Consider the following 26,009-nt stretch of genomic DNA (forward strand, 5'->3'; position numbering starts at 1 on the left):
ATGAGCAACTACCTGCCCGTCATCGGTATCACCATGGGCGACGCCTCGGGTGTCGGTCCGGAAATCATCGTCAAGAGCCTGACTCACGACATCGTCTACCAACAATGCCGGCCGCTGGTGATTGGTGATGCCCGTCGCCTCGAACAGGCCAATGTCATCGTCGGTGGCAGCGCCAAAGTGCGCCGTATCAAGGACGCGTCCGAAGCGCGTTACGAGGCCGGCGTCATCGACTGCATCGACCTCGACCTGATCCCCGACGACCTGCCGTTCGGCGAACTGTCGGCCATCGCCGGTGACGCTGCCTATCAATACATTGCCCGTGCCGTGCAACTGGCCGAAGCCAGCCAGATTGATGCCATTTGTACCGCACCACTCAACAAGGAAGCGTTGCACGCCGGTGGTCATAAGTACCCTGGCCACACCGAAATGCTCGCGCACCTGACCAACGTCGACGAAGTGTCGATGATGCTGGTGGCGCCGCAGTTGCGGGTGATCCACGTCACGACCCACATCGGCATCATCGACGCGATCCGCAAGATCGAGCCGGGCCTGGTCCAGCGCACCATCGAGCGCGGCAACGCGACGCTGATCAAGGCCGGCATTGCCCGTCCACGAATCGGCGTGTGCGGGATCAACCCGCATGCCGGTGAAAACGGCCTGTTCGGTTATGGCGAAGAGGAAGAAAAAATCATCCCGGCGGTGAAGCTGTTGCAGGAACGCGGCCTCGACGTCACCGGTCCGCTGCCGGCCGACACGCTGTTCTTCCGCGCTGGCCGCGGCGACTTCGATCTGGTGGTCGCGATGTATCACGACCAGGGTCACGGCCCGGTCAAAGTGCTCGGTCTTGAAGCTGGCGTGAACGTCACCGTAGGCCTCGACGTGATCCGCACCTCGGTCGACCACGGCACCGCATTCGACATCGCGGGCAAAGGCATCGCCGATGAACGCAGCCTGCTCGAAGCGCTGCGCCAGGGTGCAGAGCTGGCCACGCGACGGGGATGAGCCGCACGGGCGCTGTCGTGTAAGATCGACCACCGTCCACCACGCGAGACCCGCCATGAAAGCCTCCGAACGCCACCGCGCCATCCTCGACCTCGTACGCATTGGCGATGCCAACGTCGAGCAATTGAGCGCGGCGCTCGGGGTTTCGGAAGCCACGGTGCGACGCGACCTCACCATGCTCGCCAAACAGCGACACCTGGTGCGCACCTATGGCGGCGCCACCTCCGTGGTCGGCGTTCATGAGCCGGAAGCTTCCCTCGAAGAACGCAAAACCAGCCAGTGGGAACAGAAGGACGCCATCGCCCAAGCGGCTGCGGCCCACGTCCAGGACGGCGATACCGTGCTGCTCGACGGCGGCACCACCTGCGCCGCGCTGGCCCATCATTTGTGCTCGCGACAAGACGTGCACGTGGTCACCAATAACCTGCTGGCCGTGATGACCCTCGCCAACGCGCCGGGTATTCGCCTGACCTTGATCGGCGGCGATTTGCGCGGTTCGAGCATGAGCACGCTGGGGCCGTTGGCCGAGCTGACGTTGAGCCGATTGAGTGTCGACAAAGCCTTCCTCGGTGCGGACGGCGTGGTCGCGGAATTTGGATTGTGCGAGGCGAGTGCGCAACAGGCGTATCTCAAGGAATGCATCATCAAGCGGGCTGCGCAGATTGTGGTGTTAGCGGATACCGACAAACTCGGCCGCGCCCGCCAACAGCATTGGACGCCGATTGAGCGAGAGTGGCGATTGATCACCGGTGCCACCGCCGATGAAGCGGCACTCGCACCGTTTCATGCCCTCAAGCAAATCACCGTGGAAACCGTAACCATCGAATAATTGCACCCCCTGTGGCGAGCGAGCTTGCTCGCGCTGGGTCGCGTATCGGCCCCAAAAAATCTCACAAGCAACGCCGTTTTTTGCACTCAAGGCGGCAGCAACCTCCCTCTCTACAAGGCTCATGTCGCAGAAATCCAATTTCGGCGACACGTTCCTCCAACATGTCGTTCGCAGCGACACGTTCTCAAGACGTGTCGCAAAAAGTGAAAAATTGCGACACGTTATGGCCTCATACGCTGCGAAGCGGACGCATTGAATGCAAAAAGCCCCGATTGATTCGGGGCTTTTTATGCGTGCGATTTAGAGACAACGTCACTGGCTGCAGTTGCTACCCGGCGCATCAAGCACCTTCGCCACATCATCAATGATTGCCTTGCTCATATCCTGTAAAAAATGCGACGCCCAAGCATGCCGGTCGGAATCGCGAATCATGGCTGCGTCTGATGCCAGCAATTTGGAGATGTGGAGCAGATCTGATGCGTGGTGAAGCGCTCGGATGATCGGGACATCCCGATTGATTCGGAATAGAGGTTGGTTGTCGTGATAGGAGAAGGGAGTCAGGCCAATGGTTTTTAGATCTTGAGGGTTGGTCATTGGGCACCTCCGTTTTTTGGGCGGCGGTGGGTGGTGACCAGTGAAGCAGTAGCGCAAATTTTAGACGGATCGATAGCGGGCATTAGCAAAAACTCCTGAGTCAAAGTTAGAGCTAACACGTTCGTTCTCAGGCGAATGGGTGGCAGCTATGCGCGGGCTGAGAAACCGGAGATACAGGAACCCGGCAGACCCGAAGGTCTCCCACGCACAGCCGCCATTACACGGAAAGGCAGACACAAAAAAGCGCCGGCAACGTGATTTGGGGCGCTTGTGCGCCTGTATCTTACTTGGGTTCTCAGGCCCGGTCGCTGAATTGGCAGCGACGGGTTGAAGGTAGCTTGAGGGCTGCGGATGCGCAATCGTGGCTAGGTGGTGGCGTGGGTGGAAAATTTCAGGGTGGAGATCAGAAGATCGAGCATTGCTCAACTGTACGGCAAAGCCGTATAGTCGGGCTCATTTTCACGATTATCGAAACCGAAATTTTCAAGCGTTACGCTGAATCCATCTGGGACGATGGCGAACGCCATGAATTCATTACCTGGCTGGCGGCTAACCCGTTGGCCGGCGATATGGTTCCTGGCAGCGGTGGTATGCGCAAGGTTCGTTGGTCCCGTAGCGGGATGGGCAAACGAGGTGGTACACGTGTTATTTACTACATCACGCTTTCAGAAGGCTCCATCTGGTTGCTTATCGCCTATACCAACGCGAAATTCGACAATTTACCCGCAGCCTTCTTTAAGCAACTGAAGGAGGAAATCAGCAATGGTCAATGAACTGGAGCAATTCCAGCAGGACTTGCTGGACTCTGTACGTCAAATGAAAGCCGGCAAAGCGGCTCGCGTGACAGAGGTGCCGCTGTCAGCAGCTGCTGAAGCGCGTGCCAAAGTGGGTATTTCTCAAAGTGCATTCGCTAAACTGATTGGAGTCAGTTTGCGAACGTTGCAGGATTGGGAGCAAGGGCGTCGGCAACCGACGGGGGCGGCGCAAACGCTGCTGCGTGTTGCGAGTCAGCATCCTGAGGCGTTGCGTGACCTGCAAGCAGTCTAGGACTAGGGAAAGGCCAGATTTGTTTCACGTAACCAATCTGGCCATTTAAAGATCACTGTTCCATTTTTTCAGCGCATATCTCGAGCTAGTCATTACACCACGTAACGAATGATGTTCCCGCCCCCACCTTTATCCCCACCCCCCAAACTCCTACATTGAGCTCCAACACCTACCCATCATCCCGATGAGCAGGTCACTGGAGATCTTCCTCATGCCTTTCGTAAGCGTACGCATTACCCGCGATGGCGTTACCTCTGAGCAGAAAGCTCAGGTGATCGCTGAAATCACTGAAACACTGGAACGCGTCCTCAAGAAGGACCCGCACCTGACCCACATCGTGATCGAAGAAGTCGACACCGATAACTGGGGTTACGCCGGCATCACCACCACCCAGTACCGCAAGCAACTGGCTGAAAAGGAGGGCAAGTCGTGACTGCATCCGTCTCCATCGATTTCATTTCCGACGTGGTGTGCCCTTGGTGTGCATTGGGCGCGACGGCGTTAGAGCAGGCGATCGCGAACGTGGCCGGTGAAGTCTCGGTAGAGCTGACCTACAAGCCCTTCGAGTTGAACCCCAACATGCCGCCGGAAGGCGAGAAAGCCGTCGAGCACTTGATGCGCAAATACGGCCGCACCGCCCAAGACGTTGCCGCCGGTAAAGCCATGCAGATCGAACGCGGCAAGGCCATCGGTTTCACCTTCGATCTGGAGAAGCGCAGCCACTTCTACAACACGTTTGATGCGCATCGGTTGCTGTTGTGGGCGTTGCAGGAAGGGCGGCAGGTTGCACTGAAAAAAATCCTGCTACGCGCTTACTTCACTGACGGCCAGAACCCGAGCGATCGCGAGACGCTGGTTCGTTTGGCAGCAGAAGCGGGACTGGATGCGGCAGCGGCTCAAGACGTGTTGGCGTCCGGCGCGTTCGCCAAAGAAGTGCGTGAACTTGAAGCGTTTTACCAGCAACACGGCATCAATTCGGTTCCGGCCATGGTGCTTAACGGTCGTCACCTGGTGTCGGGTTCACAGTCGGTCGAGTACTACGAGCAGATGTTGAGACAAATGGCGAAGGAACCCGCCGAAGCCTGATTCATTACTTTTTAAACCATCATTTATCAGTTGAGGTTCATCATGAGCAATTCGAAAAAAGTCATCGTTATCACTGGCGCCTCCCAAGGTCTCGGCGCAGGCATGGTCAAGGCATTCCGTGATCTGGATTACAAAGTCGTTGCCACTTCGCGTTCGATCAAGCCATCCACCGATCCGGACATCCTCACTGTGGCCGGCGACATCGGCAACCCGGAAGTCGCTCAAAAAGTCATCCGTGAAGCCATCGCACGTTTCGGCCGCGTCGACACCCTGATCAACAACGCCGGTATCTTCGTCGCCAAACCGTTCACCCAGTACACCGCTGAAGACTACGCCAATGTGCTGTCGGTGAACCTGAACGGCTTCTTCTACATCACCCAACTCGCCATCAACGAGATGGAAAAACAAGGCAGCGGCCACGTCGTCAACATCACCACCAGCCTGGTCGATCACGCCATCGACGGCGTGCCATCGGTACTGGCTTCGCTGACCAAAGGTGGCCTGAACGCGGCGACCAAATCCCTGGCCATCGAATACGCCAAGCGCGGCATTCGGGTGAACGCGGTTTCCCCAGGCATCATCAAAACCCCGATGCACGGCGAAGAAACCCACGCAGCACTGGGCGCTCTGCACCCGGTCGGCCACATGGGCGAAATCAGCGACATCGCGCAGGCCGTTGTGTACCTGGACAGCGCCAACTTTGTGACTGGCGAAATCCTGCACGTGGATGGTGGGCAGAGCGCCGGTCACTAAGACCTGACCTGACTGTCCGCAGCGCCGTCGATCACGATCGACGGCGTTTTCATTTGGAGAACGCACCATGAACACCCACGTCCACAAGGTTTTCCTGATTACCGGGGTCAGCTCAGGCTTCGGCCTGGCCTTTTCGCAAGCAGCGCTGGCGGCGGGGCATACGGTGGTCGGTACGGTGCGGCGCGAATCCGAACGTGCAGCGTTCGAGGCGCTGGACGCCCACCGCGCCCGGGCATTCGTGCTCGACGTCACCGATTACCCGGCAATTGATCCGTTGGTGGCCGAAATCCTGCGCGAAGTAGGCCGGATCGACGTGCTGGTGAACAACGCCGGTTATGGCCATGAGGGGATTCTCGAAGAGTCGCCGTTGGCGGAAATGCAGCGCCAGTTCGACGTTAACGTGTTTGGCGCGGTCGCGATGATCAAGGCGGTTCTACCCGGCATGCGTGAGCAACGCAGCGGGCACATCGTCAACATCACCTCCATGGCCGGCTTCATCACCTTGCCGGGCATCGCCTACTACAGCGGCAGCAAATTCGCCCTTGAAGGCGTCAGTGAAGCACTGGCCAAAGAAGTGGAAAGCCTGGGTATCCACGTGACGGCCATGGCACCGGGCTCGTTTCGTACCGAATGGGCGGGGCGCTCGATGATTCGGTCGGGCCGCGCTTTTAGTGAGTACGACGCGGTGTTCGATCCGGTCCGCAAGGCGCGTGAAGAGAAGAGTGGTAAGCAGGCGGGAGATCCGCACAAGGCAGCGCAGGCATTGTTGACCCTGGTGGCGGCGGAGAAACCGCCGGTTCATTTGTTATTGGGTAAGGATGCGGTGAGGTTGGTGCGGGAGAAAATTGCGCGGCTTGAGGCGGAGATTGATGCCTGGGAGCACCTTTCCGCATCGACGGAGTTCGACTGAGTTCATACAGACAAAGCTCACCGACCCATTGAATTAAATCCGTGAAATGCCCGTTTTCTACAGATGGGGATTTCACGGAATATGAGCGTGGCTTATTCAATAGGATCGAGTTGGTCTAGTGCCCGGTTCACCGAGATTTCCGCCAGCATGATGATTTCAAAGATGCCCAACAAAGTATTGCGACTCGTCCCCGTCTCTCGGTCTGCCAGATCCATAGTGATTACGCAGGCAGATGCCAGCGATTCCGACACAGAGTCCAGTAGAGTTTGAACATCGACTTCCGGATTGACGATGTACATCGTGCAAGGTGTGCGAGGGGTGGCTCGGATGTTGGCGAAGGACAGGTGATCATCTTCGACGTTGCGATCTGCGGCTTTGTCAGGCTTTTTTGTATCGAAGCTTTGGTGAGGGGATGCGCTATCCGCATTCGGGGGATCGGGAGTTACCTTAGTCATAAATGGCATTCCAAATTAGGTGCCAATCCCTCGCTGCTAAACGAAAGGGTGGCAGCTGCACGCAGGTTAGCAGACCGGGGAATACCACAAAACCGGCGCGCCCGAAGGCGCCCTACGTACAGCCACCATCAAACAACAGGCATGGAAAAACACCTGTGTGATGGATGCACGTGCATTGGTAAACCGCAGGCTGCTAAACCCGACCACTGATGAGCAGTGGCAGATCAACCATAGAACCCGGGCTTAAACCGCACAAGCCGGCGGAGTCTGGCGTACCTGTAGGTAATGCCGCAAGGTTTTGTAGCTTTCCGGAGGTGACGCGTAACGCCTTTAAACAAGCATCGCTAAGCAAGCCATGCATCCGATATGCACGCCTTTCAAGAGAGCATTTCGACTAAGCAACGAGGAAATCTCCGACGGTCTTCGTGCTTGGGAGTCTGAGATTCAGCGCATCGTTAGCTACGAAAGTGAAAGGGGAGCCATAAAGCCGTTAGCCTGAAACGAAAAGCATCGTGAAACACCTCGCGACGACCTGCCAATTCAAGTGAGCGCTTGCCGGCGTAAGATGCCTGACAAACGTTCACCGTCGATGGCTGCCATGACCGGAATATCCTGGCGATGGACGCTCTTCGTGACTACATCGAGCACGAAAAGACACTGACGGCACAGATCGAGCAGGCGGTGCGGGAGGCCGATCAGGGAAAATTCGCCTCCGATGATCAGGTAGCGGCGATGCGCGCCCGGCGCTGGAGCAGGAGTGCGGGTTGAGTGGCTGGAAAAAGCCCTCAAAAACCTGGAAGACGAAGCTAGCTAAATTACCCTTGAAAACCCCAAGGCTGCTGACGATTTCTCCGATGCGATCTTTGCCAGCTTAGACAAGCTGGTCGAATTCCCATCCATGGGCCGTGAAGGTCGAGACAAAAACACACGCGAATGGGCAGTACCCAACTGGTCTTATCTCATTCCCTACCGGGTACGCGGTGATCGCCTGCAAATTCTCGGTGTGTTTCACACACGGCAACGTCCTCGTGCCAAGTGGCGAGAGCAAACCCCAGAAACAACAAAGCCCTCATATTTCCACGAGGGCTTCGTTTTGTATGGTGCGGCACCAGGAGTCGAAAAAATCTGTAGGTAATTGATTTGAAAATTAATTTCGTTTCAGCGGTCGAGTTTCTATCTCTAAAACTATCCTTATGAAGGAAACTGGCCTTGTGCATTAATCCGTCAATCCTAGTGAAAAGATCACGCGGATTGACTGTTACAAAGAATGACCAGTTCTCGTCTACCAAATGGGACGTTTGGTAATAAAAGCTAAGCAACTTCCGGTAGTAAGAAAAGCGGGCGTTAGGTGATAGGTTTTACAGCATCCTCACCAAACCATTTTATTGCCGTGGCAATAGCTGTGCTATTTGGATTTTTGTAATATATGGCCAAACATTTTTTTGATCTAGTGGTGCAGACATAAAAAAGTTTTTTTGTACGCTCTATTACAGAAGCGGTACCTTCTCCTTTAAATATGTAATCGAAGTTATAGCTTGACCAGTTGCCATTGTCTAAAACTACAAGAACATTATCAAACTCTGCGCCTTTGATTTTGTGCTGGGTAGAAAACGGGGTGTATCCTTCAAGATAAGAGTAAAGCTTTTGGAATTCACTAAATTTTACTTTCACAACTTGGTCATATACATAGCTGTTTTTGGTAATGAAAATTGCTAATTTATCATCTTTCCTACAGATGCCTAATTCGTCCGCTTTATCGATTACAGACCCAATGTCAGAGGTGGACATGTTGCGAAGCTGATCAATAATAAGCTTAAGTTTTCGTTTGTCGCCTATAGTTCTTATTTTGAATTCGGTACGCTTCAAGAACTCGTTGTATTTTTGTCTCTCATAGAGGCTTAAGATATCTTGTATCTTGAATAAGTGCTTTATCAGGGCATCTCTTTTGCTACCTGCTTTCGCTGATCCATCGGGGTTGTCTTTTTTATCATCTATTAACGCATCTTTGGTTAAGTATATTCGGCGGAAAATCCCATAGTTCTCCTCCTTTGCTCGTATGAAAAGCTCAGGATTTTCGGCAATGAAATTTTGCATCGCGGGCGTCGGATTGATTTTTTTTGCGTCGACCGGAAAATTATCCAACAGATGCTGAATTACTTCTCCAAATGTGTATGTTGAGAAGTCGTCGGATATGTTATTGGCTTTGATATATTTTTTGATGCGGTCGCGATATTCTAGTACCTTGTCTCCGTCATATATGAGCATTAGCTCCGGGAAGCCCGCTTTTGGTGCAATTAAGTTATGAGTTAAGTTTAGTTCTTTGTTCTCTCTGCTATCGTTAAAGTTCCAGCCTAGGGCCTCTTTAACTTTTGTTAATTTATCGTCTTCTCCTTCACTATAAATAAATCTCACTTCGCCATCTATGACTTTGCCATTCAGCATATTTGGAGCGGTGTCATCAAGTGATGCTTGCTGCTCGAGTCCATCAGTCCTCAATCGGTTTGCCAATTCATAAACTAAACGAGGGTTTCGTCTGTTTTGGGTTTTTTGAACTTCAACGACTCGCTTAAGAGCGATATATTTGTTTAGGTTGCCCACGCCATCTGGATATATTGATTGCATGGCGTCGCCAAAAAAACCGACAATGTTTCTTTTTACGCCCTGCAAGAAATGCTCCAAAAATATCTCGACAACCGCTTCGGAAGTGTCTTGGTATTCATCGATAAATATAAATTTGTATCTATCTTTCGCTATATCACAAAGTTTTGGATGGGACTTAAACATAGCGCGAGCCAGTATCAGGACTTCGTCGTGGGAAATTATGGCTTCTCTGACTAATGTATATTCTTTATATTGAACCTCTAGGCCGAGCAGAGTATGAGGATCGAAATTCTCGTCCGGATTTTTTATTGAGTCCGGGTCATCGCTTCTCAACGATGCTATTAACGACCACATTAGCTCGATTTTAAATGGGCGAATTAAGTCCCAAAGAAATTCATGGATGGTGCCGACATTTAAACGAGAGTCTGTAATTCTGCTATTGATTTCTGCCACTGCCGCATTTGTATACGTCATACATGCCACTTTGCTACAAGGATGCTCGCGTAGGACTTGTTTAATGACGTGCACTAACGAATAAGTCTTCCCGCTTCCCGCACCTCCGCTAAGTAAAAAGTTTTCCCCGTTGTCGATGTGCTTGAAAATTTCCTGTACTTCCGGCTCTAGATTTAGTCTTGCTTCAGCCATGTCAATGCCTCCTTGATATATGCAGGAGTAGACCAATTAGAGAACTCAACATCGACGGTAATATCGTTACCACTTTCAATGTCAATAACCGTAGTTGGAGTGATTGTGCTATTAAGCAGGATTTCCATAGCGAAGGAGGGTTTGCTGCCCACAGCTTTCGTTGCGCAAGTGTAAGCGTCTGTCTTGGAGTTAGCAAAATCCTTCAAGTGAACCTGGACAAGCGATGGAAATTTTGTATTTCCTATGAACTTTGAATGCTGATCAAAAGCTAAGTCTTTTATGAACGCTCTGTTTATATGGAAGAAAGAGTCCTCAAAGCTTCTCGCATGATAATCTGCACCCGTTGAATCCTTCTCCAAAGTTTGATATGCACAAAATAGGTCGCCACCTTCTTGTTGAGTCCACTTAGAGTTGCTCTCCTTTGTGAGTATCTTATCTTTATAAGAGAGTCCAGTATAGAAAGCTAAGCTTTTGTTGTTAAAAAAGAAGTTTAGAGACGCGTTTGTAGTGGAAGTCCCATGCTCTACTTTGCATTTTTTTAGCTCAGTCTTTGCCGTTCCGTCCGCGTTTGTTTTTGCGACGCCATTGTCATCTAGTACTGGATGCTCATTTGCGGCATCAATATCAGTAATGATGAGTGAGCGTACTCCAATGAAGTTAACAAATTTTTCAAAAATATGTGAGTATGCACCAACCTCAATCATCGATATGTTTTGCGATAGAAGCGGTATGGGGCTCTTTGAGCCGGTACGCAGGTCTTTAATAACATCTTCCTGGTCCACCTTCATCATCATCGCAGGGAGCAAGACGCGCTCGGTGTCTCCTTCGATGAAAACGGCCTTGTCTGCGAAAAATAACTCTGATCTATGTATAGTTAGGTATTGCTTAAGGAAAGTGTAGTGCTGCCCGTCTTCGTAGTAATCTTTCAGGTCTTTTAAATTTTTGGAGGTCACACAGTCATCTGATTTTTTGAAATATTTTATATCTTCAAAGTCGCTCTCTGATACGATGTAGGACGAGTGGGTACTTAATATTGTTTGTAAGCCCCGAGTAGTACCATCATCTCTTCTAATTCCCGGCCTGAGGAGAGATTTGATGTTTTTTATGAAAATTCGTTGAAGTTGTGGGTGGGTGTGCGCTTCAGGTTCTTCAATGAATAAAATGTTTATGTCTGAAGGTGTTTCATTAACGTCCTTGTGAAAGTCATGAAGTTTAAGCTTTATTTCAAATATCATGCTTATAAGGTTAAGGTATCCTAGGCCGTTGTAATTTTCCGGTAAGTTATGTTCGCCAGCCCCTAGGCCGTACATCACAGTAGTGTTTTCCTCCAGTAAATCACGATGCTGAAGGGATGACACAATTTTGATGACGGAATCATTCTGGCTTACCCCGCCGAATTTTTTAACGTCATCTATAACGTCCTTGAAGATTTTTTCATACACTATATTTAGCTGAGTGTCTGTATCTGTTAGAGTGTCTTTAAATTCTTCTACGATACTTTCGTTCGGGTTAGTTGCTTCCAGCTTCTTGTATATCTTTGCAGATAGCATTGAGAGCGAGTTATCAGTATCTTTGTTGGATACATTTCGGCGTGCACTGATCCATTTGAAATTTATTAGTTTGGAGATTTTTATCCCTTCGGCATCCAAATCAACAAAATCATTTATGTCGATATCTTTTGTCGTGATGTCATATCGCACACTTCGTCTAGTTATAGAAAAATAACGTGTGTGATTTTCTTTCATGTAGTCAAAAAGGCTTTTTGGGGTTTTTCCCTCGTCAACCTTTTTTGCTTTAACTTTTCTATAATCTGCAGCAATACTTTGAATATCTTCGGGTGTAACTTTGTAATCGAAAGTCAGAACTACAAACTTGTTGTCCGGGTCAAGGTCCATAATGACCTTGTCGCCGATATTTCCTAGGTCATCATGCTCGTCATACTCAATGAATATTTGTAAGGAGATGCCCAAAGTTTGATTGTTGGGGAGCTCGTTATCCACTACCTTAAGTATGTGGTCTTTTGCTTCGCTATTAAGGTCTTCAAAGGTAAAGTTGTTTTTTGGTGCACTACTGCCTATGAATTTTTCTAAGCAAAGCAGGAATGATGTTTTACCACAGTTGTTTTTTCCAATTATTAGCGATAGGTTCTTTTCTAAATCGACTGTTAAATCCTTAAGAAGTCTGAAATTGTGAACTTTGATCTTGATCACTCGCATTGCAGCGTCCTTTCTTAAGCGATTTCGGTTTATTGTTGTTCCTGCAGTTAAGTCGAGCTGGCAGTTGGATTACTTCTGAGCATCAGGGTGACATTTAAGCTCTCCTTTGCGGGCCATCAGAATCCGTTCTACCCAGTGGTTTGTGCGTAAACGGGTGCGAAGGAAAATGCCAGTGATGGCACATTAGCTTCGCTTGGAAGCGATAGCAAGACCCTGAGATAGCAGGGGCCGGCATCCCAAGGCCGAGCTGGAAGGGGCGGAGCTAAGTTGGTGATTTCCCACTCTCGGTGCGTGCGGATTGCCTGCCGGAACCAAAACCTCCTGAGTGAAGGGACGCCTCCATTGTGAGCATCCACGCAAACAGGACATTCAGTATTGGTTGTTCCGAATCTTAATCAATGTTCGCTATCAGCTTAGCGTGTGTCCACCCTCTCGAAGCGCCAAGTTTTACCGAGGCGGATAGCGACTAACTGAACGGTTAGCAGATAGTAATATCGCGTCGGCTGGGTGCGCTGATTTAGATGCAAATTTAGAAACCATACGAGGTGTTTTTGCTGCCAGGTCCATGGATTATCTCGGTGCCAGCGCCTAGCAATCGCCATCTGCATAGCCTTCGCTTGGCGAAGGTGACGCTGGCGCGTGGAGTGCGACCCCGTCAGTACACCTGCCAGGAAAAGCTCCATATCGAATGGCTTGCTCATACTCGACCACCAATGTAAGCCGACACCACGTCGATACGGCGATGCCCTAGCTCGCAGCTGATTTGCAGTCGGGCATCCTGATCTAGGCGTCGGTCGAGTTGATAGCAATGGCCTCCGTTGATGGGGACGAGATGATGGGTGATTTGCTCATAGCGTTCGCACGCATAGGCTGCCCGCAATTCGTGGAAGCCTTTGAGGTTGTGCTTATGGAGGATGTCCCGTGCGGGGCGCACGATTCGCTGTTGGAAATCGAAGTAGCTTTCGTTCGGTGCAAGCAGGTTACGGCTACCGTCGGGCGAGATCTGTTCGGCAAACCTCAGTACGTCATGAATATGATCATCTGCCGTAATCCAGCGAGGTGCCGACGCACCTGAACGGCCACCTTTGGTGCCATCCTGGATGTTGATCTTGCCGTACTGTTCTGCCTCACGTTTTAGGCGTGGTAGGTCGGCCAAAATAGCCTCGCGTAAGCGCATGCCGGTGGCTCGCGCTAACTGAGCGATGGCCGCGGCGCGCGGCATTTGGTGTTCGCAAAAAACCTCTACGATCCGCTTCACCTGTTCGCGGTCTTGGCCTTGCGGCACTGAACGACGAACACTGGTGCGCTGTATTCCCAGCGCCTTACTCGGGCTCGGCACTTTCACATACTGATCACCGCGAAGCGCGGCCATGGTCCGATTCACACTGGACAACCGGTTTTGCGCAGTCGCGATGGCCAGCTCGCCTCGTTCAACTTGTTGGCGTAGATGTCCGACGTAGTCCAGCAAGGTCTGCCAATTAATCTGCCGCGCATCGTTAAATCCTGGTCCATCCTCCGACCGACACCAACGCACAAATGCTTGCCAGCGATCACTGTGTGCCTTGACGGTCCCGTAATGCCCACCGCCAAACAGATCTTTCAATGCCTGTGGCCCGGCATAGCTCAACTGCCGACCGTAGCCAAAATTGCGTCCATCTCGCCTGCCCACCAGTGCCATGATCGAACTCTTCTCGAAGCCAAAACTTTTAAAACTTTCCCCACGTCATCCCGCCACGAATGTTGAGTGTTATCAGGGATCAAGGCCCCTGCGACCTGTGAGGGTTGTCCACTAACGCGGGACTGGCGGCTCCTTACGACCGGGAGCTTGGGCATCTCATGATCTGGCCTCCTGAGCACTTCCGAAGAAGTGGGCGGGTGGAGGCTGCGCTGGCTGACGAGACCGACGCCGCGAGTTCCTGAGTTGGGTGAAGGCAGCTATGTGATGACCGGGGCATGCCTGACTGTCAGTCAGGTGCAGTCCATTCCTTGGGCTGCGGCACCATCATCTACATCGCTGTTGCTGGTGACATCGGTGTTTGTCACGCCGATTGTCACGAGGGGGAATGCCGCAAAGCCTTGTACGAGTTGGGCTGCAGCAACGGTAGGAGCGCCCGTCTCTTTCCGGGAGAAAGAGACGGGCGCAGGTTGGCGCAATGAAATGGCCAAGCGAATAGGTTGCCGTAGGGCAGCTATGAAAGGGTATGAGTTGCCGCAGTGGGCACACTGATAAAAGTAGGCATCCATCACATCGCTGTGACCGTGCGAGCCGCCGGACGCTAATCGCACTTTGGGTGAACCACCACGGTGTGGCGTAGCCTTAAAGGTTCTGGCTACCTGGGTTGCTGTCAACGACAGCGTTTTGCGCCTCTATATTTACGCCGCTGCTCACAGTGGGTCAAGCACGAAAGCACCCCGGTCGTACGCGGTAAAATTGACGGCTAGATGCGCCTGAACTACGGTGCTTCTCCATAGTAAATATGGTCATTGCGAACAAGAAGGACCCACTGGGGCAGCAAGGGCGATGCTGTGCTATAAGTCGTGCGCCGATCACATTGCGCCACGCGAAAATGGTTAGTATAGAAAATTTACTGCCCAATACCGGAATAATAAGGTAGTAGGATGCTTTCGCCGAATTGGTCATCAGCGGCTAAAGATAGTCGCCTTGACTCGCTATAGAGCCTGATGTTTTTGGTAATCCAATTGCTATAAATGTGTCTTTAGGTATGTCTGGTATAAATTTTGAGTAAAATGTGAAGGCTAATGCTCTTTGATGCTCAGGGTATAGAGCTTTAGCTCTCATTAAAAAAATCGTCCCAAAGAAGCTATCAATTTCAGATGTTTCGATAAGGCACCTTGCTAGTTCCTCACTCCTCTCAGTGGAGGCGGAAATGAGGTCTGTGAAAAAATGATCTTTTTTAGATATTCCCAACGAAGTTATCAGGTGAACACTAGCTGCCATTGGTGCGGTTAAAAACATTTTCACCAAAGAGTCTGAGTATAATTTTTCTGAATATCGCCTTAGATCTTTTAAATATCTTATGCGTTCATTAATGTAGTTCTCTGCAAGTCGGACATCGTAACATATACTTTTAGGGAAATAACCCCAGGAATCATTGGGCCCCTTTTTTCTTAACACAAATGTAGTGGCTCGGCCGGAAATTGGCCAAATGCTATGAATAAAATCGCTCCGTTTCAAAACTTTTGTCGTACTGCCAGGAGGTAGCTCTTCTATGCTGACGCATTCCAGGTTACCCAGCTTGATGGTGCTATCTAAATTAATATGTTTTTGTTCTAAAAAAATAAAAGTGAAATGAATTCTTGAACCATTTAATGTTTTGAATGCACCAAAATTCGAATGTTCATGAATGGAGGTAACCATTGTGTCCCAACTTATTATTTCCGCAATCCAGCCGTTGGCATCGCCAAGAATGATAGAGGGCTCGCCAAAATTTTCATGCCCGGCACTCGCAACAATACTGGGTTCGATTGAACACCTGTAAATTAATTCATTGATAAGTTCGTCAGAAATATGCGGCAATGATAATAGTGTATTGTAGGCATAGTCGGCGCAAGCTGAATCATTATGGTCCATGGTTGGCGCGCTTTCTACTAGATTTTTACAATATGAAATTAGCTCGGTAACCTTCATGGTTGTCTTCCATTAGTTCGGCGCTAAATGCGCATCCATTCGTGGTTAGAAGTATCATTAAATAGTCGTCGTAATTTTTCAGCGTCGATCTTAGGGTCTGATGAAGTGTATTTGGGGTTAAGCTTTTTGGAGTGTAATGGCCGGAGCAGGTGTTAATAAATAATATCTTTTTTTTGTATCTTGAATTTTCTATAATTGAATATTCTCCTGCGCTAAGGGCAAGAAAATCATCATCATATGCTAATGAAGGATGCACTATTCTGCCTTTTTTTGGCGTACGCTTTACAATATAATCCTCAATCTTAACTGGTATTGATAAACCCCTGAATCCCACATTAGGGCAGATTACATACAAAAAAGTTGAGAAAGGATTTCCGTCCGAAGACGGTGTACTAGTAAGATATGGTTGTATTTCTCTGAATTGCTTTTTATATATTTTTAAGTTGTTGCCGATGCTTGGTAGTAGTTGAGGCGCGGGAGATGATGTGTTGTTGTATTCTATTATGGATAGGTTGTTTTTTTCGTTTAGAATTGCTGATAAAGCGTAGATGTCTCCAATAATTTCTTTAGTAGTGCTTCCGGATTTAGATAGAGTGTAACTGAGTAATAGTCGCATGCATTCATAGTCGAAGGTGCTGCCAATACCATATCTCGACGATAAGTTCTGGCACAGTATTCGAATGCTTTGCATTTACATAGCCTTCTCTTCAAGGGCTATATCAATGCTGCTTCTTGGTATTCTTAAGTACTTGGAGGTTGGGCTAAATTTCCAATTTTTTGTTTTTAACGCTGTTGTTATAGCCGCTAATATACTCAAGAACGATTCATTTATAGGTTGTGTTCCTTTTGGTTGTACCTCGATTAGAAAAAAATCCTCAGTTTCTTTACTGTTTATAAGGTACCTGTATTTGTGTGCTGATATGGTTAATATTGGAGGTTTCTTTCCGTGATGTATGTCGAAATTGGTTCTTTCAACTAGGCATTTGGCTACTTCGAAAAGAGGGGATCCTATAAGGTCTGGGCGATCCGTGAATAGTTGTTTAATGGGTTCGGAGTGGCGCTGTAGTCGGATTGCGGAAAGCGCATCCCCGTCATTAACAATGCGCTCACTTACAAGTTTACGTGCAAATAAATTATTGATTTCATAACGGGGCGGAGCTTTATAGTCTAAAAAATCAATTGGGCCTCCCTCTCGTGATCTCGTTCTTAGTGTTCGCGATGAAGCATGCAGGTCTCCCATGGCAGTGTCCCAGAATGAATCGCAGTAGGTTACGTTTCGATGCTCCCCGAGAGTTAGATTTTCAATTTTTTTTGCTTTGAGTAACTGATAAAAAGAATCGATGTTTTTTGGGTAAAAGGGTAGCTCGATTTGAAGGCTTGAGTTGGTCATTGTTTATCACCTAATCCACGTAGCCGGAGGGACGTGAAAGGAATAATGCTGAGGCCTGTTCAGGATTAGCAGTTGAGACCGCTGTTAAATTATTTAGCATTGACAGTAGAGTTTTCTCTATTGATGTACCTACTTCTTCACCAAGTTTTTCCTTTAAAATAATTAAGTGTTTATTTATGTCTTCTGGAAGCTCTGTTGCGTCACTCATTTTTAATTCCTTAACAGAGGTAAGTATTGGTGTTCTCTTAACGGTTAAAAGGTAGTATTCGATTTGGGGTCTGTCAAGTTTTCGGTTTTGGATGCATGGTTTTGGATATAGTAGGGGCTGTTGTGTGTGGTTTGTTATTGGTGGAGATTGTGAGGGATTAGTTTTTACCATTGATTTTTATGGGGCGCCTCATGCTATTAGAGTGTGTGATCGTAATTTTATTAATATTTGATAATTTAAGATTGCAATTAGCAAGCCTGGGGGGCCGTAAGCTAGTTGTCAGACTGGTATAACCCATCCCCTTGCGTAACGGCACCATTATCTTTGCCGCTATTGCTGCCGACTGCGTTATTTGTTTCTACTAGCTTTTCGGAATTGATATCAGTACTACCTTTTTCCAGAGAAAGAGGTGGGCGCAGATTGGCGCAAAAATAACGGCCCAGTAGATAGTTCGTTGTAGGGCCCTCGTAGGGCGTTGCTGCAATATGTAAGTTTTAGAAGGTGATTCATCACTCGGTTAGTGGCCGCGCGCGAGCCGCCGAATGCTAATTAGATTTTATAAGTGAGGTTCCCCCAAACAGGGCGGCTTTGCAGCCGTGTTTGGGGGAAGCCGCGTGGACAAGCGGATCACCGAGATATGACGATTGAGCGCTTACTCAGTTGCGCCACGTTTTGCTTTTAGGCGAGTGACGTTCGCTCCTGTCTGGTTCGCGAATTCGTGTGGAGTGACATGCTCCTGCCGGTTGGCCTCCAGGTACCGGCTCCACCAGTTCATGATCAGCCTGCGCTCCTCGATGAACTCGGCCTTGTGGATGTAAGCGGCGCGGACGTTGTTGCGCTCCTTGTGGCTCATCTGCCGTTCAATGGCTGTCTCCGACCACAATCCTGACTCGATCAGTGCGCTGCAGGCCATCGAACGAAACCCATGCCCGCAGATATCGGTTTTGGTGTCGTATCCCATCGTCCGTAGCGCGTTGTTCACGGTATTTTCGGACATGGGCTTCCAGGGTTTGGCATCCCCTGCGAAGACCAATGCGAATTTACCTGTGAGTGCATGGATTTTTTCGAGTAGCGCCACTGCTTGCGGCGATAAGGGTACTAAATGGATATCCCCTGCCATCTTCGTACCCCGTGTGGAAAAGGGTACTCCCTCCAACGCGGGTCGAGTGTCCGGTATCTCCCAGGTGCCGCGCTTGAGGTCGAACTCGCTCCAGCGGGCGAAACGCAGTTCGCTGGAGCGTACAAACACATGCAGCGATAGCATCACCGTCAGACGGGTAAGTGCGCGGCCTTTATAGGTGTCGATCCGCTCCTGTAGTTCCGGCAGTCGCGATAAGGGTAGAGCGGGGCGATGTACCACCCGCGGGGCTTTGATCAAGCCTTCGAGGTCGTAAGCAGGGTTTGCGGTGATAAGCCGGAGGCGTTTTGCCTCGCGCATGATGCTCTGCAGGTAGTTTTGTACCCTTAAAGCTACGTCTATCGTTCCGCGCTTCTTGATCGCTTCCAAGGGCTGCATGAGGTCATGGGTGTCGAGATCAACAATGGCGCGTGCGCCGATCAGCGGGAATACGTGGGTTTTGAGGCGGCTCATCACTGTCTTGGAATGGCCTGGTGCCCACTTGGCCGACATTTCCGTATGCCAGTCGAGCGCAACGCTTTCAAAGGTTCTGCCTTTGATTACGGCTTCCGCCTTGGCTTGGTGCTTGGTCTCTATAGGATCAACGCCATCCGCAAGCATTCGTTTAACTTCCAAACGCTTGCGGCGCGCATCGGCGAGGCCAATGACGGGGTAGTTGCCGAACGATGTCAGTCCTTCGCGTCCGTCAGGTTTGACGTAACGGAGCCGCCAGCCTTTGCGGCCATTGGGTTGGACTAGGAGGTAGAGGCCATCGCCGTCGAAAAGCTTGTAGGCGCGGTCTGTAGGTTTTGCCAAGCGGCAAGCTGCGTCGGAGAGCGGAGCTGTGGTGCGCGACATAAGGGTACTCCCTTTTATCGAAGTGACCTGTATCCCAAACTCTACCCTTAAAACGGTTGGAATCCACCAGTTTCTGACGGAAATCGATGGAACGCTAAAACGAAAAAACCCGCCAAGAGGCGGGTTTTTCGGGGGTTCCAGAGATTTTGAAAGCCTTCTATGGAACCTTGTATGGTGCCGGCACCAGGAGTCGAACCCGGGACCTACTGATTACAAGTCAGTTGCTCTACCAACTGAGCTATACCGGCGTGTTAGGGCGACGATTATAGCGATTGGGTTGGTTCTGTAAACCCCTGAATTCAGACTATTTTTGCGCAGGCGTAAGACCAGCCCCGCAGACGCTTCTGCGGGGCTGGAACGGGTGGATGTTTTGACGCCTTACACGCCGTTTTTGACCGCGTTGATCAAGTCCTGACTCAGCACCTGCGCGGGCGCTACTTGCACGCTTTGCGTATAGAACGGCGGCAGGTTCTGAGCCAGTGTCGACAACGCTTGCGGGGTGCTATTGCCCGGCAGCAGCACGTATTGCAGGTTGGACGGATAGCTCTGCGGCACGGGGCCTTCCATGGTCGAACCGTAGGCGCCGAAGGTCATCACGGCCTGCGGCGTTGTCGGGTCTGGGGCGTAGAGGAAGACGAAGGTGCCGTACTTCGGATGCGTCAGGTATTGCGCGGCTTCGGCGCGTACGGCCGGGTCGGGGTCGTTCATCAGGGTCCAGCGCATGACGGCGTAGCCGCGGGTCGTTTCCATGAACGCCGTACGAATCGGCGACTGGTTCTCGACACCGCCCATACACACCAGCAGGTTGCCGAATGGATCGATCAACGCCACCGAATTGAACACTGTGCTTTGTTGCGCAGTTTTCAGCAGGGGAGGCGCGAGCTCGGCGCCGGGATCGCGCGGGTTCGACGATTGCACAGTCAGCGCAAACGGGCTGAGCGCCGTGAGTGCCTGGCGCACTTTGCTGTTGGCCGGCAGGGTGGCCGGGTTTTTCAATTGATCCGGCGGCAGGCCACTGTTGTTACTGGCATCGCGCACGGTGTTGACGCTGGCGGAGAAGATCGAACTGCAGAGGAAGTACGCTGCCGAATCGATCGTCTGGTTGGCAAAAACAGGACTGTTCGAGCCCTGATAGGTGCGGCTGACCGGCGCTGCAATCGCGTAATAGCCCCACGTATTCTGCGCTTGCTGACGGATTTGCGGCGGCAGCGACGGAAAGTTGAACAGGCTGTTGTAGTTGATGCCCGCGTAGTCATCGATCGCACTGACTGCGACGTTGAATCCTGCGGTCAGCAGCGAGCCGGCGCACATGGCGCACGGGTCGAGCGTGGTGACAACGGTCAGTTGGCTGGGCGGCGGCAGGTTCAGTGGCGCAACGTTTTCGTAGTACCAATCCACCAACTGTCGCTCTCCGTGGGCGGTCGGGTCATGGGGTAGAAAGTAAGTCGTGCCGCTGCCGGGAAAAGGCATCAGCACGTTGTTGTGCATTGCGGCGATGACCTCGCCCGTTGCGTTGTTGATGATGGCGCCGCCCACTGCGAAGGTTTGCTGCAGCGCAGCGTAAATGGCTTCGTTGGCGACGGTATCGACGGCTTCCTGCGCACTGTTCAATGTGCTCATGTTTTCCCAGCTCCTTGCTGTCCCTGACGCCAGAGAATTCTGGCGCATGGCAAAGATAGTCGAGGATTTCAGGAGCGTTTATGTTCTTTTGGCTTAATGCTTATGCACAACGGCGCCTTCGATGCACGTGGTTAAGATCGAAAATGTGGATCCATTCGCATTTTCTCGCAAATGCCTGTTTTTCCGGTTTTTTATTCGAGTGTACGAAAATTGAACAGTTTGGTTTCAGCCCTGAAACAGCCGTGGATATTGGATCCACGATATTTCATCAACAGAGTTATCCACAGGCTGTGGCCATTTAGATGCGTTCCGCCAGCAACAGGAAATTACGCGGTGTGAGTGGGGTTTCACAGAAGGTGCCGAGTCGAACGGTGTAACCCTGCTCGGCGAGGAAAAGTGCTCGATCAAGGTTCAGCCAGAGCTCCAACGGGCGTCGGAAAAGTCCGCGTAGCAGCTCCAGATTACGAACCTCTGCCAGTCGCTTCCAACCGGCGGCTTCGAGCCCTGACCAATCCTGCGAGCCGATTGTGGATAACTCTTTAAGTGCGGCCAAGTGATGGCAGTAATCGGCAAAGGATTTGTCCAGCCAGGCGCTGGGCAGGGAGGGCGTGGGCAGGTATTCATCAACGCCGCGCACTTGTCGTTGCAACACGTCGAACGCCAGGCGTCGGGCCATGGACGTATCGCGCTGACGTCGGACGCGGGCACCGGCGGTGACGGTTTCGCTCATCGGGAGTGAGAGATCATCGAGTGACAGCTGTAGGTCGGAGCGTAAACCGACAGAGGAAACGGGCTGGTACGCAGGAAGACTGATCCGGTTATAGCAACACGGCGCAATCGCCATTTGTTTGCACCCGGCGGCGCTGGCGAGCTGAATCAATCGCACATGCAGATCGCCACAGGCGTGCAGTGCGACAGGAGTGTGATCGGCGTTCAGCAAAGTGGCGGCGTCAGGCGCAAGAACATCCTGCTCGACATGCAGTGCATGCAGTTGATGACGCTGGCTGAGCATCTGGCCACTGAGGACCAATGCGGGATCGTGCTCAAGACAAGTGAGCCATTGGCCGGGTTGCAGCAACCGTCGCCCCAGGTGGCCCTTGCCAGAACACCAGTCCAGCCAATGTTTGGGTGGCACAGCAAACGACAACCGACTGGCAAACGCCTCGATCTGCTGCCACTTGCGTCCCGGCACATCGACATTCAAGCGATGTCCGGCCGCTTCGAGTGCATGAGCCGGCAGCTCGCCCACGGAGCCCAGCTCTTGGGATAACGTCGCCAGCGAAGCAAACGGCTCCGGTGCATCCAGCAGACAAGGGTGGTTATGGCTGTTTTCCGCGTCTTCCAGCGAACGTCCGCGTAGCCATACCGCCAACTCCGGGTAGGACGCTTCCCAAGCAAGCCGCAGATGAGTAAACGGTCGAGGCTTCCACAGCGCCTGATGCTCGATCAGAAAAGCATCCAGCGCCGTGAAACGGGCGAGCAAGTCCTCGCCCGTCAACACGCGGGAATCAACGCCCCTGGCAGGCATCGACGCGCAACCAGCGCTCCAGCAGCTTGAAGCCGCGAACCAGCACGTAAGCCATCAGCAGATAGAACATGCCCGCGGCAAAGAAGATTTCCACCGGCAGATACGTTCGGGCAATGATGGTGCGGGCCATGCCGGTCAATTCCAGCAGGGTCACGGTGCTGGCCAGGGCACTGGCCTTGAGCATCAGGATCACTTCGTTGCTGTACGCCGGCAAACCGATGCGCGCCGCACGGGGGAGGATGATGTAGAACAGCGCCTTGGCTCGGGACATGCCCAGGGCGCGCGCCGCTTCGATTTCACCCGGCGGAATCGCCTGAATCGCACCGCGCAGGATCTCGGCGATGTAGGCCGCGGTGTGCAGCGTCATGGTCGCCGTGGCGCACCAGAACGGATCGCGCAGGTATGGCCACATCGAGCTGTTACGGACCGCATCGAACTGCGCCAGGCCGTAGTAGACCAGAAACAGCTGAACCAGCAACGGCGTGCCACGGAAAAAGAAGATGTAGCCGTAGGGGAATGCGCGCACCCACCACAGGCGCGACGAGCGCGCGATGCCCAGCGGAATCGCCAGCAACAGACCGGCGATCACGGCAATGGCCACAAGCTCCAGGGTCAGCGTTGCGCCCTGGGCCAGTTTTGGCAGCCACTTGATGATGACTTCCCAGTTCATTGGGTGCTCCTCGCGAAGCCGCGAGCGGCGCGTTTTTCCATGAAGTGCATGCCGGTCATGGCGAGAATCGTCAGGCCCAGGTACATGAATGCCGCCACCATATAGAAGGTGAACGGTTGCTTGGACACGGTCACGCCGATTTGCGCGTGACGCATGATTTCTTCCAGGCCGATGACCGACACCAGCGCGGTGTCTTTCATCAGGATCATGAACAGGTTGCCCAGGCCGGGCAGGGCGATGCGCCACATCTGCGGCATGATCAGCCGGGTGAAGATGCGAAATTTCGACAGGCCCAACGCAACGCCTGCTTCACGGTGACCTTTGGGAATGGCGAGGATTGCACCCCGAAACACTTCCGTGGCGTAGGCCCCAAAACACAGGCCCAACGCGATCACGCCGGCGGCGAAGGCATTGAGTTCGAGGTCGGGGTTGCCGAAAAACTCGCCCAAGGCACGCATCAGGTTGACCGTGCCGAAGTAGATCAACAGCACCCAGAGCAATTCCGGGATGCCGCGAACCAGTGTCGAATAAGTGCCGCCAAGCCATTGCAGCGGCTTGTACGGGGAAGTCTTGGCCAAGGCGCCGAGCAAACCGAGCACCAGCCCGAGACACAGGGCCGAGAGTGCCAGTTTCACAGTCATCAGCGCGCCAGCGGCGAGCGCCGGGCCGAATCCGTAGAGGTCGATAATCATGGATTTCTTTTCAAATCGCGGCAGGCAATGCCAGAGACTGGCGCCGTCAGCGAACGGCGCCAGTCAGGCAGGTCAGTATCAATAGATGCTGAACGGGAAGTACTTGTCGTTGATCTTCTTGTAGGTGCCGTCAGCAACGATTTCTTTCAGTGCGACGTTCAGCTTCTCGCGGATCGGGTCGTTCTTGCGAACGGCGATACCGATCTTGTCGCTTTCTTCCACCGGGTCGCCTTTGAACTCGTAAGACTTGCCGGCGTCGCTTTTCAGCCACTCGTAGTTGACGTATTTGTCCGCGAGGATGCCGTCCAGGCGACCGGATGTCAGGTCGAGGTAGGCGTTTTCCTGGGTGTCGTAGAGTTTGACTTCAACGCCTTCCATGTTGTCTTCAAGCCAGGTGCCGGCCAGTGTCGCGCGTTGAGCGCCGATCACCTTGCCTTGCAGCGCAGCCTTGTCGGTTTTGAAGTCGACGTTTTTCGGCGCGATGAATTGCAGCTTGTTCGAGTAGTACGGGTCGGTGAAGTCGACCGCCTGCTTGCGCTCGTCGGTGATCGACATCGAGGAGATCAGGAAGTCGAACTTCTTGGCGTTCAGGGCCGGGATGATGCCGTCCCAGTCGGACGTGACCACGGTGCATTCGACTTTCATCTTGGCGCACAGGGCGTCGCCGATTTCCTTGTCGAAGCCAACGACATTGCCACTGGCATCTTTGTTGTTGAACGGCGGGTAGGCCGCTTCGATGCCCATCTTCAGGGTTTCGGCCATGGCACCGGCGCTGAAGGCCAGGGTGACGGCGGCTGCCAGGAAGACCTTTTTGTAGTTCTGCATGCGGGTAGCTCCGTTAGCGGTTGCTGGACATGAATTGTTTGCAGCGCGCCGAAAGCGGGTTTTCAAACACCTGCTGTGGCGATCCTTGCTCTTCTATCAGGCCCTGGTGGAGGAACACCACTTCGCTGGACACCTGACGGGCGAACCCCATTTCGTGGGTGACCAGCAGCATGGTGCGGCCTTCTTCGGCCAGTGCGCGGATGACATTAAGTACTTCCTGGACCATTTCCGGGTCAAGGGCGGAGGTGGGTTCGTCGAACAGGATCACCTTGGGTTGCATCGCCAGCGTGCGGGCGATGGCCGCGCGTTGTTGCTGGCCGCCGGACAGTTGCGCTGGATAGGCGTGACGCTTGTCAGCGATACCGACCTTGGCCAGCAAGGCTTCGGCGACTTCGATGGCTTCGGCCTTGCTCTGGCCGAGCACGCGACGCGGCGCTTCGATGATGTTGTCGAGCACGCTCATGTGCGGCCACAGATTAAAGTTTTGAAACACAAAACCAATCTCGCTGCGCAGGCGATTGATCTGCTTGCCGTCGGCCGCGACCAGTTCGCCGTTCTTGGCGGCTTTGAGTTTGAGTTCTTCGCCGGCCACCAGGATCTGGCCCTGGTGCGGGTTTTCCAGCAGGTTGATGCAACGCAGGAACGTGGACTTGCCGGAACCGGAGGAACCCAGGATCGAGATCACATCGCCGTCGCGGGCGGTCAGCGAGATGCCTTTGAGCACCTCAAGCTGTCCGTAGCGTTTGTGCAAGTTGCGGATTTCAAGCGCGGGCGTGGCCTCAGCCATGTGCGTTCCTCATAGTGTTTCGCTCCTGCTGTTGGTTGGCCTTCCTGGCGAGGCGGCCAACCTAGCATAGCGTCTGAATGGCAGCCAACAGCGCTACGGGCGGTAAACGGGTGGCATGTGGCAGGTTGTCGCATCGGTACAGCAGACTGTCGCGCTGCTATCAACCGAACAGCCGTTTGAACCCTGTGTGGTGCGGCTGTCCCGTAAAAAAGGGCGCGATGTTGCCAGCTTTGGCGGGGTGTTGGAAGCGCTAACCGGCCAAACGTTCCTGATCTGCACTTTTATTGTGCGTTGAGCATTTCCTGGGTGTGTTTCCGGTGCGCAGATTCGTTCCTCAAGTGAGTCGCGGAGTAACGCTTTGGCAAAGTGCCATTATTTTCAATGACTTGCGATGACTGTCCGGTCAGGGTCAAACCGCCGGATTAGAAAGACTTGAAATATTTTGGCGCAATTATTGCGTGCAGATTCCGGAACGCCCTGTTTGTTTCTTTTTACAGAAGAAACTTCACGATGGGATGCACGCATTC

Annotated in this window: 24 protein-coding genes, 1 tRNA gene and 2 pseudogenes; 10 read left to right on the forward strand and 17 right to left on the reverse strand. The window is 52.3% G+C overall.

Translation table 11 applies throughout. The features are described from left to right. Nucleotides 1-1,002, forward strand: a complete 1,002-nt coding sequence (pdxA, locus tag ACM1ZW_RS10270) for a 4-hydroxythreonine-4-phosphate dehydrogenase PdxA (protein WP_017335953.1) — start codon at nt 1-3, stop codon at nt 1,000-1,002. 55 nt (nt 1,003-1,057) lie between these two features. Next, a complete protein-coding gene (locus ACM1ZW_RS10275) occupies nt 1,058-1,831 on the forward strand; it encodes a DeoR/GlpR family DNA-binding transcription regulator (protein ID WP_017335954.1) in 774 nt (257 codons plus the stop codon). A gap of 312 nt (nt 1,832-2,143) precedes the next feature. Here ACM1ZW_RS10275 and ACM1ZW_RS10280 read toward each other — a convergent pair whose 3' ends face one another. Beyond that, a complete protein-coding gene (locus ACM1ZW_RS10280) occupies nt 2,144-2,425 on the reverse strand; it encodes a DUF3077 domain-containing protein (RefSeq protein ID WP_017335958.1) in 282 nt (93 codons plus the stop codon). A 455-nt stretch (nt 2,426-2,880) separates the two neighbouring features. Here ACM1ZW_RS10280 and ACM1ZW_RS10285 point away from each other — a divergent pair, with 455 nt between their 5' ends. The 6 genes from ACM1ZW_RS10285 to ACM1ZW_RS10310 all read left to right on the forward strand — a co-directional run bounded on the left by ACM1ZW_RS10285 (nt 2,881) and on the right by ACM1ZW_RS10310 (nt 6,221). Then, complete coding sequence (locus ACM1ZW_RS10285) at nt 2,881-3,198, forward strand: transcriptional regulator (protein WP_416740806.1); 318 nt, start codon at nt 2,881-2,883, stop codon at nt 3,196-3,198. Beyond that, nucleotides 3,188-3,472: a helix-turn-helix domain-containing protein gene (locus ACM1ZW_RS10290; protein WP_017335959.1), complete on the forward strand. Its 285-nt coding sequence runs from the start codon at nt 3,188-3,190 to the stop codon at nt 3,470-3,472. The genes ACM1ZW_RS10285 and ACM1ZW_RS10290 overlap by 11 nt, the downstream gene beginning before the upstream one ends. Nucleotides 3,473-3,683: 211 nt before the next feature. Continuing rightward, nucleotides 3,684-3,905 carry a tautomerase family protein gene (locus tag ACM1ZW_RS10295; protein ID WP_008025002.1) on the forward strand — a complete coding sequence of 74 codons (222 nt, stop codon included), beginning with the start codon at nt 3,684-3,686 and terminating at the stop codon, nt 3,903-3,905. Next, complete coding sequence (locus tag ACM1ZW_RS10300) at nt 3,902-4,558, forward strand: DsbA family oxidoreductase (RefSeq protein ID WP_017335961.1); 657 nt, start codon at nt 3,902-3,904, stop codon at nt 4,556-4,558. The genes ACM1ZW_RS10295 and ACM1ZW_RS10300 overlap by 4 nt, the downstream gene beginning before the upstream one ends. Nucleotides 4,559-4,600: 42 nt before the next feature. Beyond that, the gene (locus ACM1ZW_RS10305; protein WP_017335962.1) at nt 4,601-5,311 is read left to right on the forward strand and encodes an SDR family NAD(P)-dependent oxidoreductase; all 711 of its coding nucleotides are present in this window, start codon (nt 4,601-4,603) and stop codon (nt 5,309-5,311) included. 67 nt (nt 5,312-5,378) lie between these two features. Next, a complete protein-coding gene (locus ACM1ZW_RS10310) occupies nt 5,379-6,221 on the forward strand; it encodes an oxidoreductase (RefSeq protein ID WP_416740491.1) in 843 nt (280 codons plus the stop codon). A 92-nt stretch (nt 6,222-6,313) separates the two neighbouring features. Here ACM1ZW_RS10310 and ACM1ZW_RS10315 read toward each other — a convergent pair whose 3' ends face one another. Further along, a complete protein-coding gene (locus ACM1ZW_RS10315) occupies nt 6,314-6,676 on the reverse strand; it encodes a DUF6124 family protein (protein ID WP_416740492.1) in 363 nt (120 codons plus the stop codon). 612 nt (nt 6,677-7,288) lie between these two features. Here ACM1ZW_RS10315 and ACM1ZW_RS10320 point away from each other — a divergent pair. Beyond that, nucleotides 7,289-7,444, forward strand: a pseudogene (locus tag ACM1ZW_RS10320) (CopG family transcriptional regulator); the annotation flags it as partial. A 46-nt stretch (nt 7,445-7,490) separates the two neighbouring features. Beyond that, nucleotides 7,491-7,715: pseudogene (locus ACM1ZW_RS10325) on the forward strand (type II toxin-antitoxin system RelE/ParE family toxin); the annotation flags it as partial. 305 nt (nt 7,716-8,020) lie between these two features. On the opposite strand, the gene ACM1ZW_RS10330 reads toward ACM1ZW_RS10325, so the two are convergent. The 15 genes from ACM1ZW_RS10330 to ACM1ZW_RS10400 all read right to left on the reverse strand — a co-directional run bounded on the left by ACM1ZW_RS10330 (nt 8,021) and on the right by ACM1ZW_RS10400 (nt 25,482). Further along, nucleotides 8,021-9,922, reverse strand: coding sequence for a UvrD-helicase domain-containing protein (locus ACM1ZW_RS10330; RefSeq protein WP_416740493.1), 1,902 nt, complete (start codon nt 9,920-9,922; stop codon nt 8,021-8,023). Further along, nucleotides 9,904-12,138, reverse strand: coding sequence for an ATP-dependent nuclease (locus tag ACM1ZW_RS10335; RefSeq protein ID WP_416740494.1), 2,235 nt, complete (start codon nt 12,136-12,138; stop codon nt 9,904-9,906). Before ACM1ZW_RS10335 ends, ACM1ZW_RS10330 begins: the two co-directional genes overlap by 19 nt. Before the next feature lie 413 nt (nt 12,139-12,551). Next, nucleotides 12,552-12,839, reverse strand: a complete 288-nt coding sequence (locus ACM1ZW_RS10340; RefSeq protein WP_416740495.1) for a hypothetical protein — start codon at nt 12,837-12,839, stop codon at nt 12,552-12,554. Continuing rightward, nucleotides 12,836-13,816 carry an integrase domain-containing protein gene (locus ACM1ZW_RS10345; protein WP_416740496.1) on the reverse strand — a complete coding sequence of 327 codons (981 nt, stop codon included), beginning with the start codon at nt 13,814-13,816 and terminating at the stop codon, nt 12,836-12,838. The genes ACM1ZW_RS10340 and ACM1ZW_RS10345 overlap by 4 nt, the downstream gene beginning before the upstream one ends. 969 nt (nt 13,817-14,785) lie before the next feature. Beyond that, complete coding sequence (locus ACM1ZW_RS10350; RefSeq protein WP_416740497.1) at nt 14,786-15,787, reverse strand: hypothetical protein; 1,002 nt, start codon at nt 15,785-15,787, stop codon at nt 14,786-14,788. A 691-nt stretch (nt 15,788-16,478) separates the two neighbouring features. After that, a complete protein-coding gene (locus ACM1ZW_RS10355; protein WP_416740498.1) occupies nt 16,479-17,177 on the reverse strand; it encodes a hypothetical protein in 699 nt (232 codons plus the stop codon). Between the two features lie 10 nt (nt 17,178-17,187). Next, the gene (locus tag ACM1ZW_RS10360) at nt 17,188-17,385 is read right to left on the reverse strand and encodes a hypothetical protein (protein ID WP_416740499.1); all 198 of its coding nucleotides are present in this window, start codon (nt 17,383-17,385) and stop codon (nt 17,188-17,190) included. A gap of 652 nt (nt 17,386-18,037) precedes the next feature. Continuing rightward, nucleotides 18,038-19,360: a tyrosine-type recombinase/integrase gene (locus ACM1ZW_RS10365; protein WP_110651109.1), complete on the reverse strand. Its 1,323-nt coding sequence runs from the start codon at nt 19,358-19,360 to the stop codon at nt 18,038-18,040. A gap of 172 nt (nt 19,361-19,532) precedes the next feature. Then, nucleotides 19,533-19,608: transfer RNA gene (locus ACM1ZW_RS10370), tRNA-Thr, on the reverse strand. Nucleotides 19,609-19,738: 130 nt separating this feature from the next. Then, nucleotides 19,739-20,980, reverse strand: a complete 1,242-nt coding sequence (locus ACM1ZW_RS10375; RefSeq protein WP_416740500.1) for a nucleoside deaminase — start codon at nt 20,978-20,980, stop codon at nt 19,739-19,741. A gap of 298 nt (nt 20,981-21,278) precedes the next feature. After that, complete coding sequence (locus tag ACM1ZW_RS10380) at nt 21,279-22,508, reverse strand: methyltransferase (protein ID WP_416740501.1); 1,230 nt, start codon at nt 22,506-22,508, stop codon at nt 21,279-21,281. Then, nucleotides 22,489-23,178 carry an ABC transporter permease gene (locus ACM1ZW_RS10385; protein WP_008024975.1) on the reverse strand — a complete coding sequence of 230 codons (690 nt, stop codon included), beginning with the start codon at nt 23,176-23,178 and terminating at the stop codon, nt 22,489-22,491. Before ACM1ZW_RS10385 ends, ACM1ZW_RS10380 begins: the two co-directional genes overlap by 20 nt. Continuing rightward, nucleotides 23,175-23,870, reverse strand: a complete 696-nt coding sequence (locus ACM1ZW_RS10390) for an ABC transporter permease (RefSeq protein ID WP_017336014.1) — start codon at nt 23,868-23,870, stop codon at nt 23,175-23,177. The genes ACM1ZW_RS10385 and ACM1ZW_RS10390 overlap by 4 nt, the downstream gene beginning before the upstream one ends. Nucleotides 23,871-23,948: 78 nt before the next feature. Continuing rightward, the gene (locus tag ACM1ZW_RS10395) at nt 23,949-24,695 is read right to left on the reverse strand and encodes an ABC transporter substrate-binding protein (RefSeq protein ID WP_017336015.1); all 747 of its coding nucleotides are present in this window, start codon (nt 24,693-24,695) and stop codon (nt 23,949-23,951) included. Between the two features lie 13 nt (nt 24,696-24,708). Continuing rightward, nucleotides 24,709-25,482 carry an ABC transporter ATP-binding protein gene (locus tag ACM1ZW_RS10400; protein ID WP_017336016.1) on the reverse strand — a complete coding sequence of 258 codons (774 nt, stop codon included), beginning with the start codon at nt 25,480-25,482 and terminating at the stop codon, nt 24,709-24,711. Nucleotides 25,483-26,009: the final 527 nt, after the last annotated feature.

The sequence above is a fragment of the Pseudomonas sp. NFX71 genome (genome assembly GCF_048079215.1).
Lineage (GTDB): Bacteria > Pseudomonadota > Gammaproteobacteria > Pseudomonadales > Pseudomonadaceae > Aquipseudomonas > Aquipseudomonas fluorescens_B.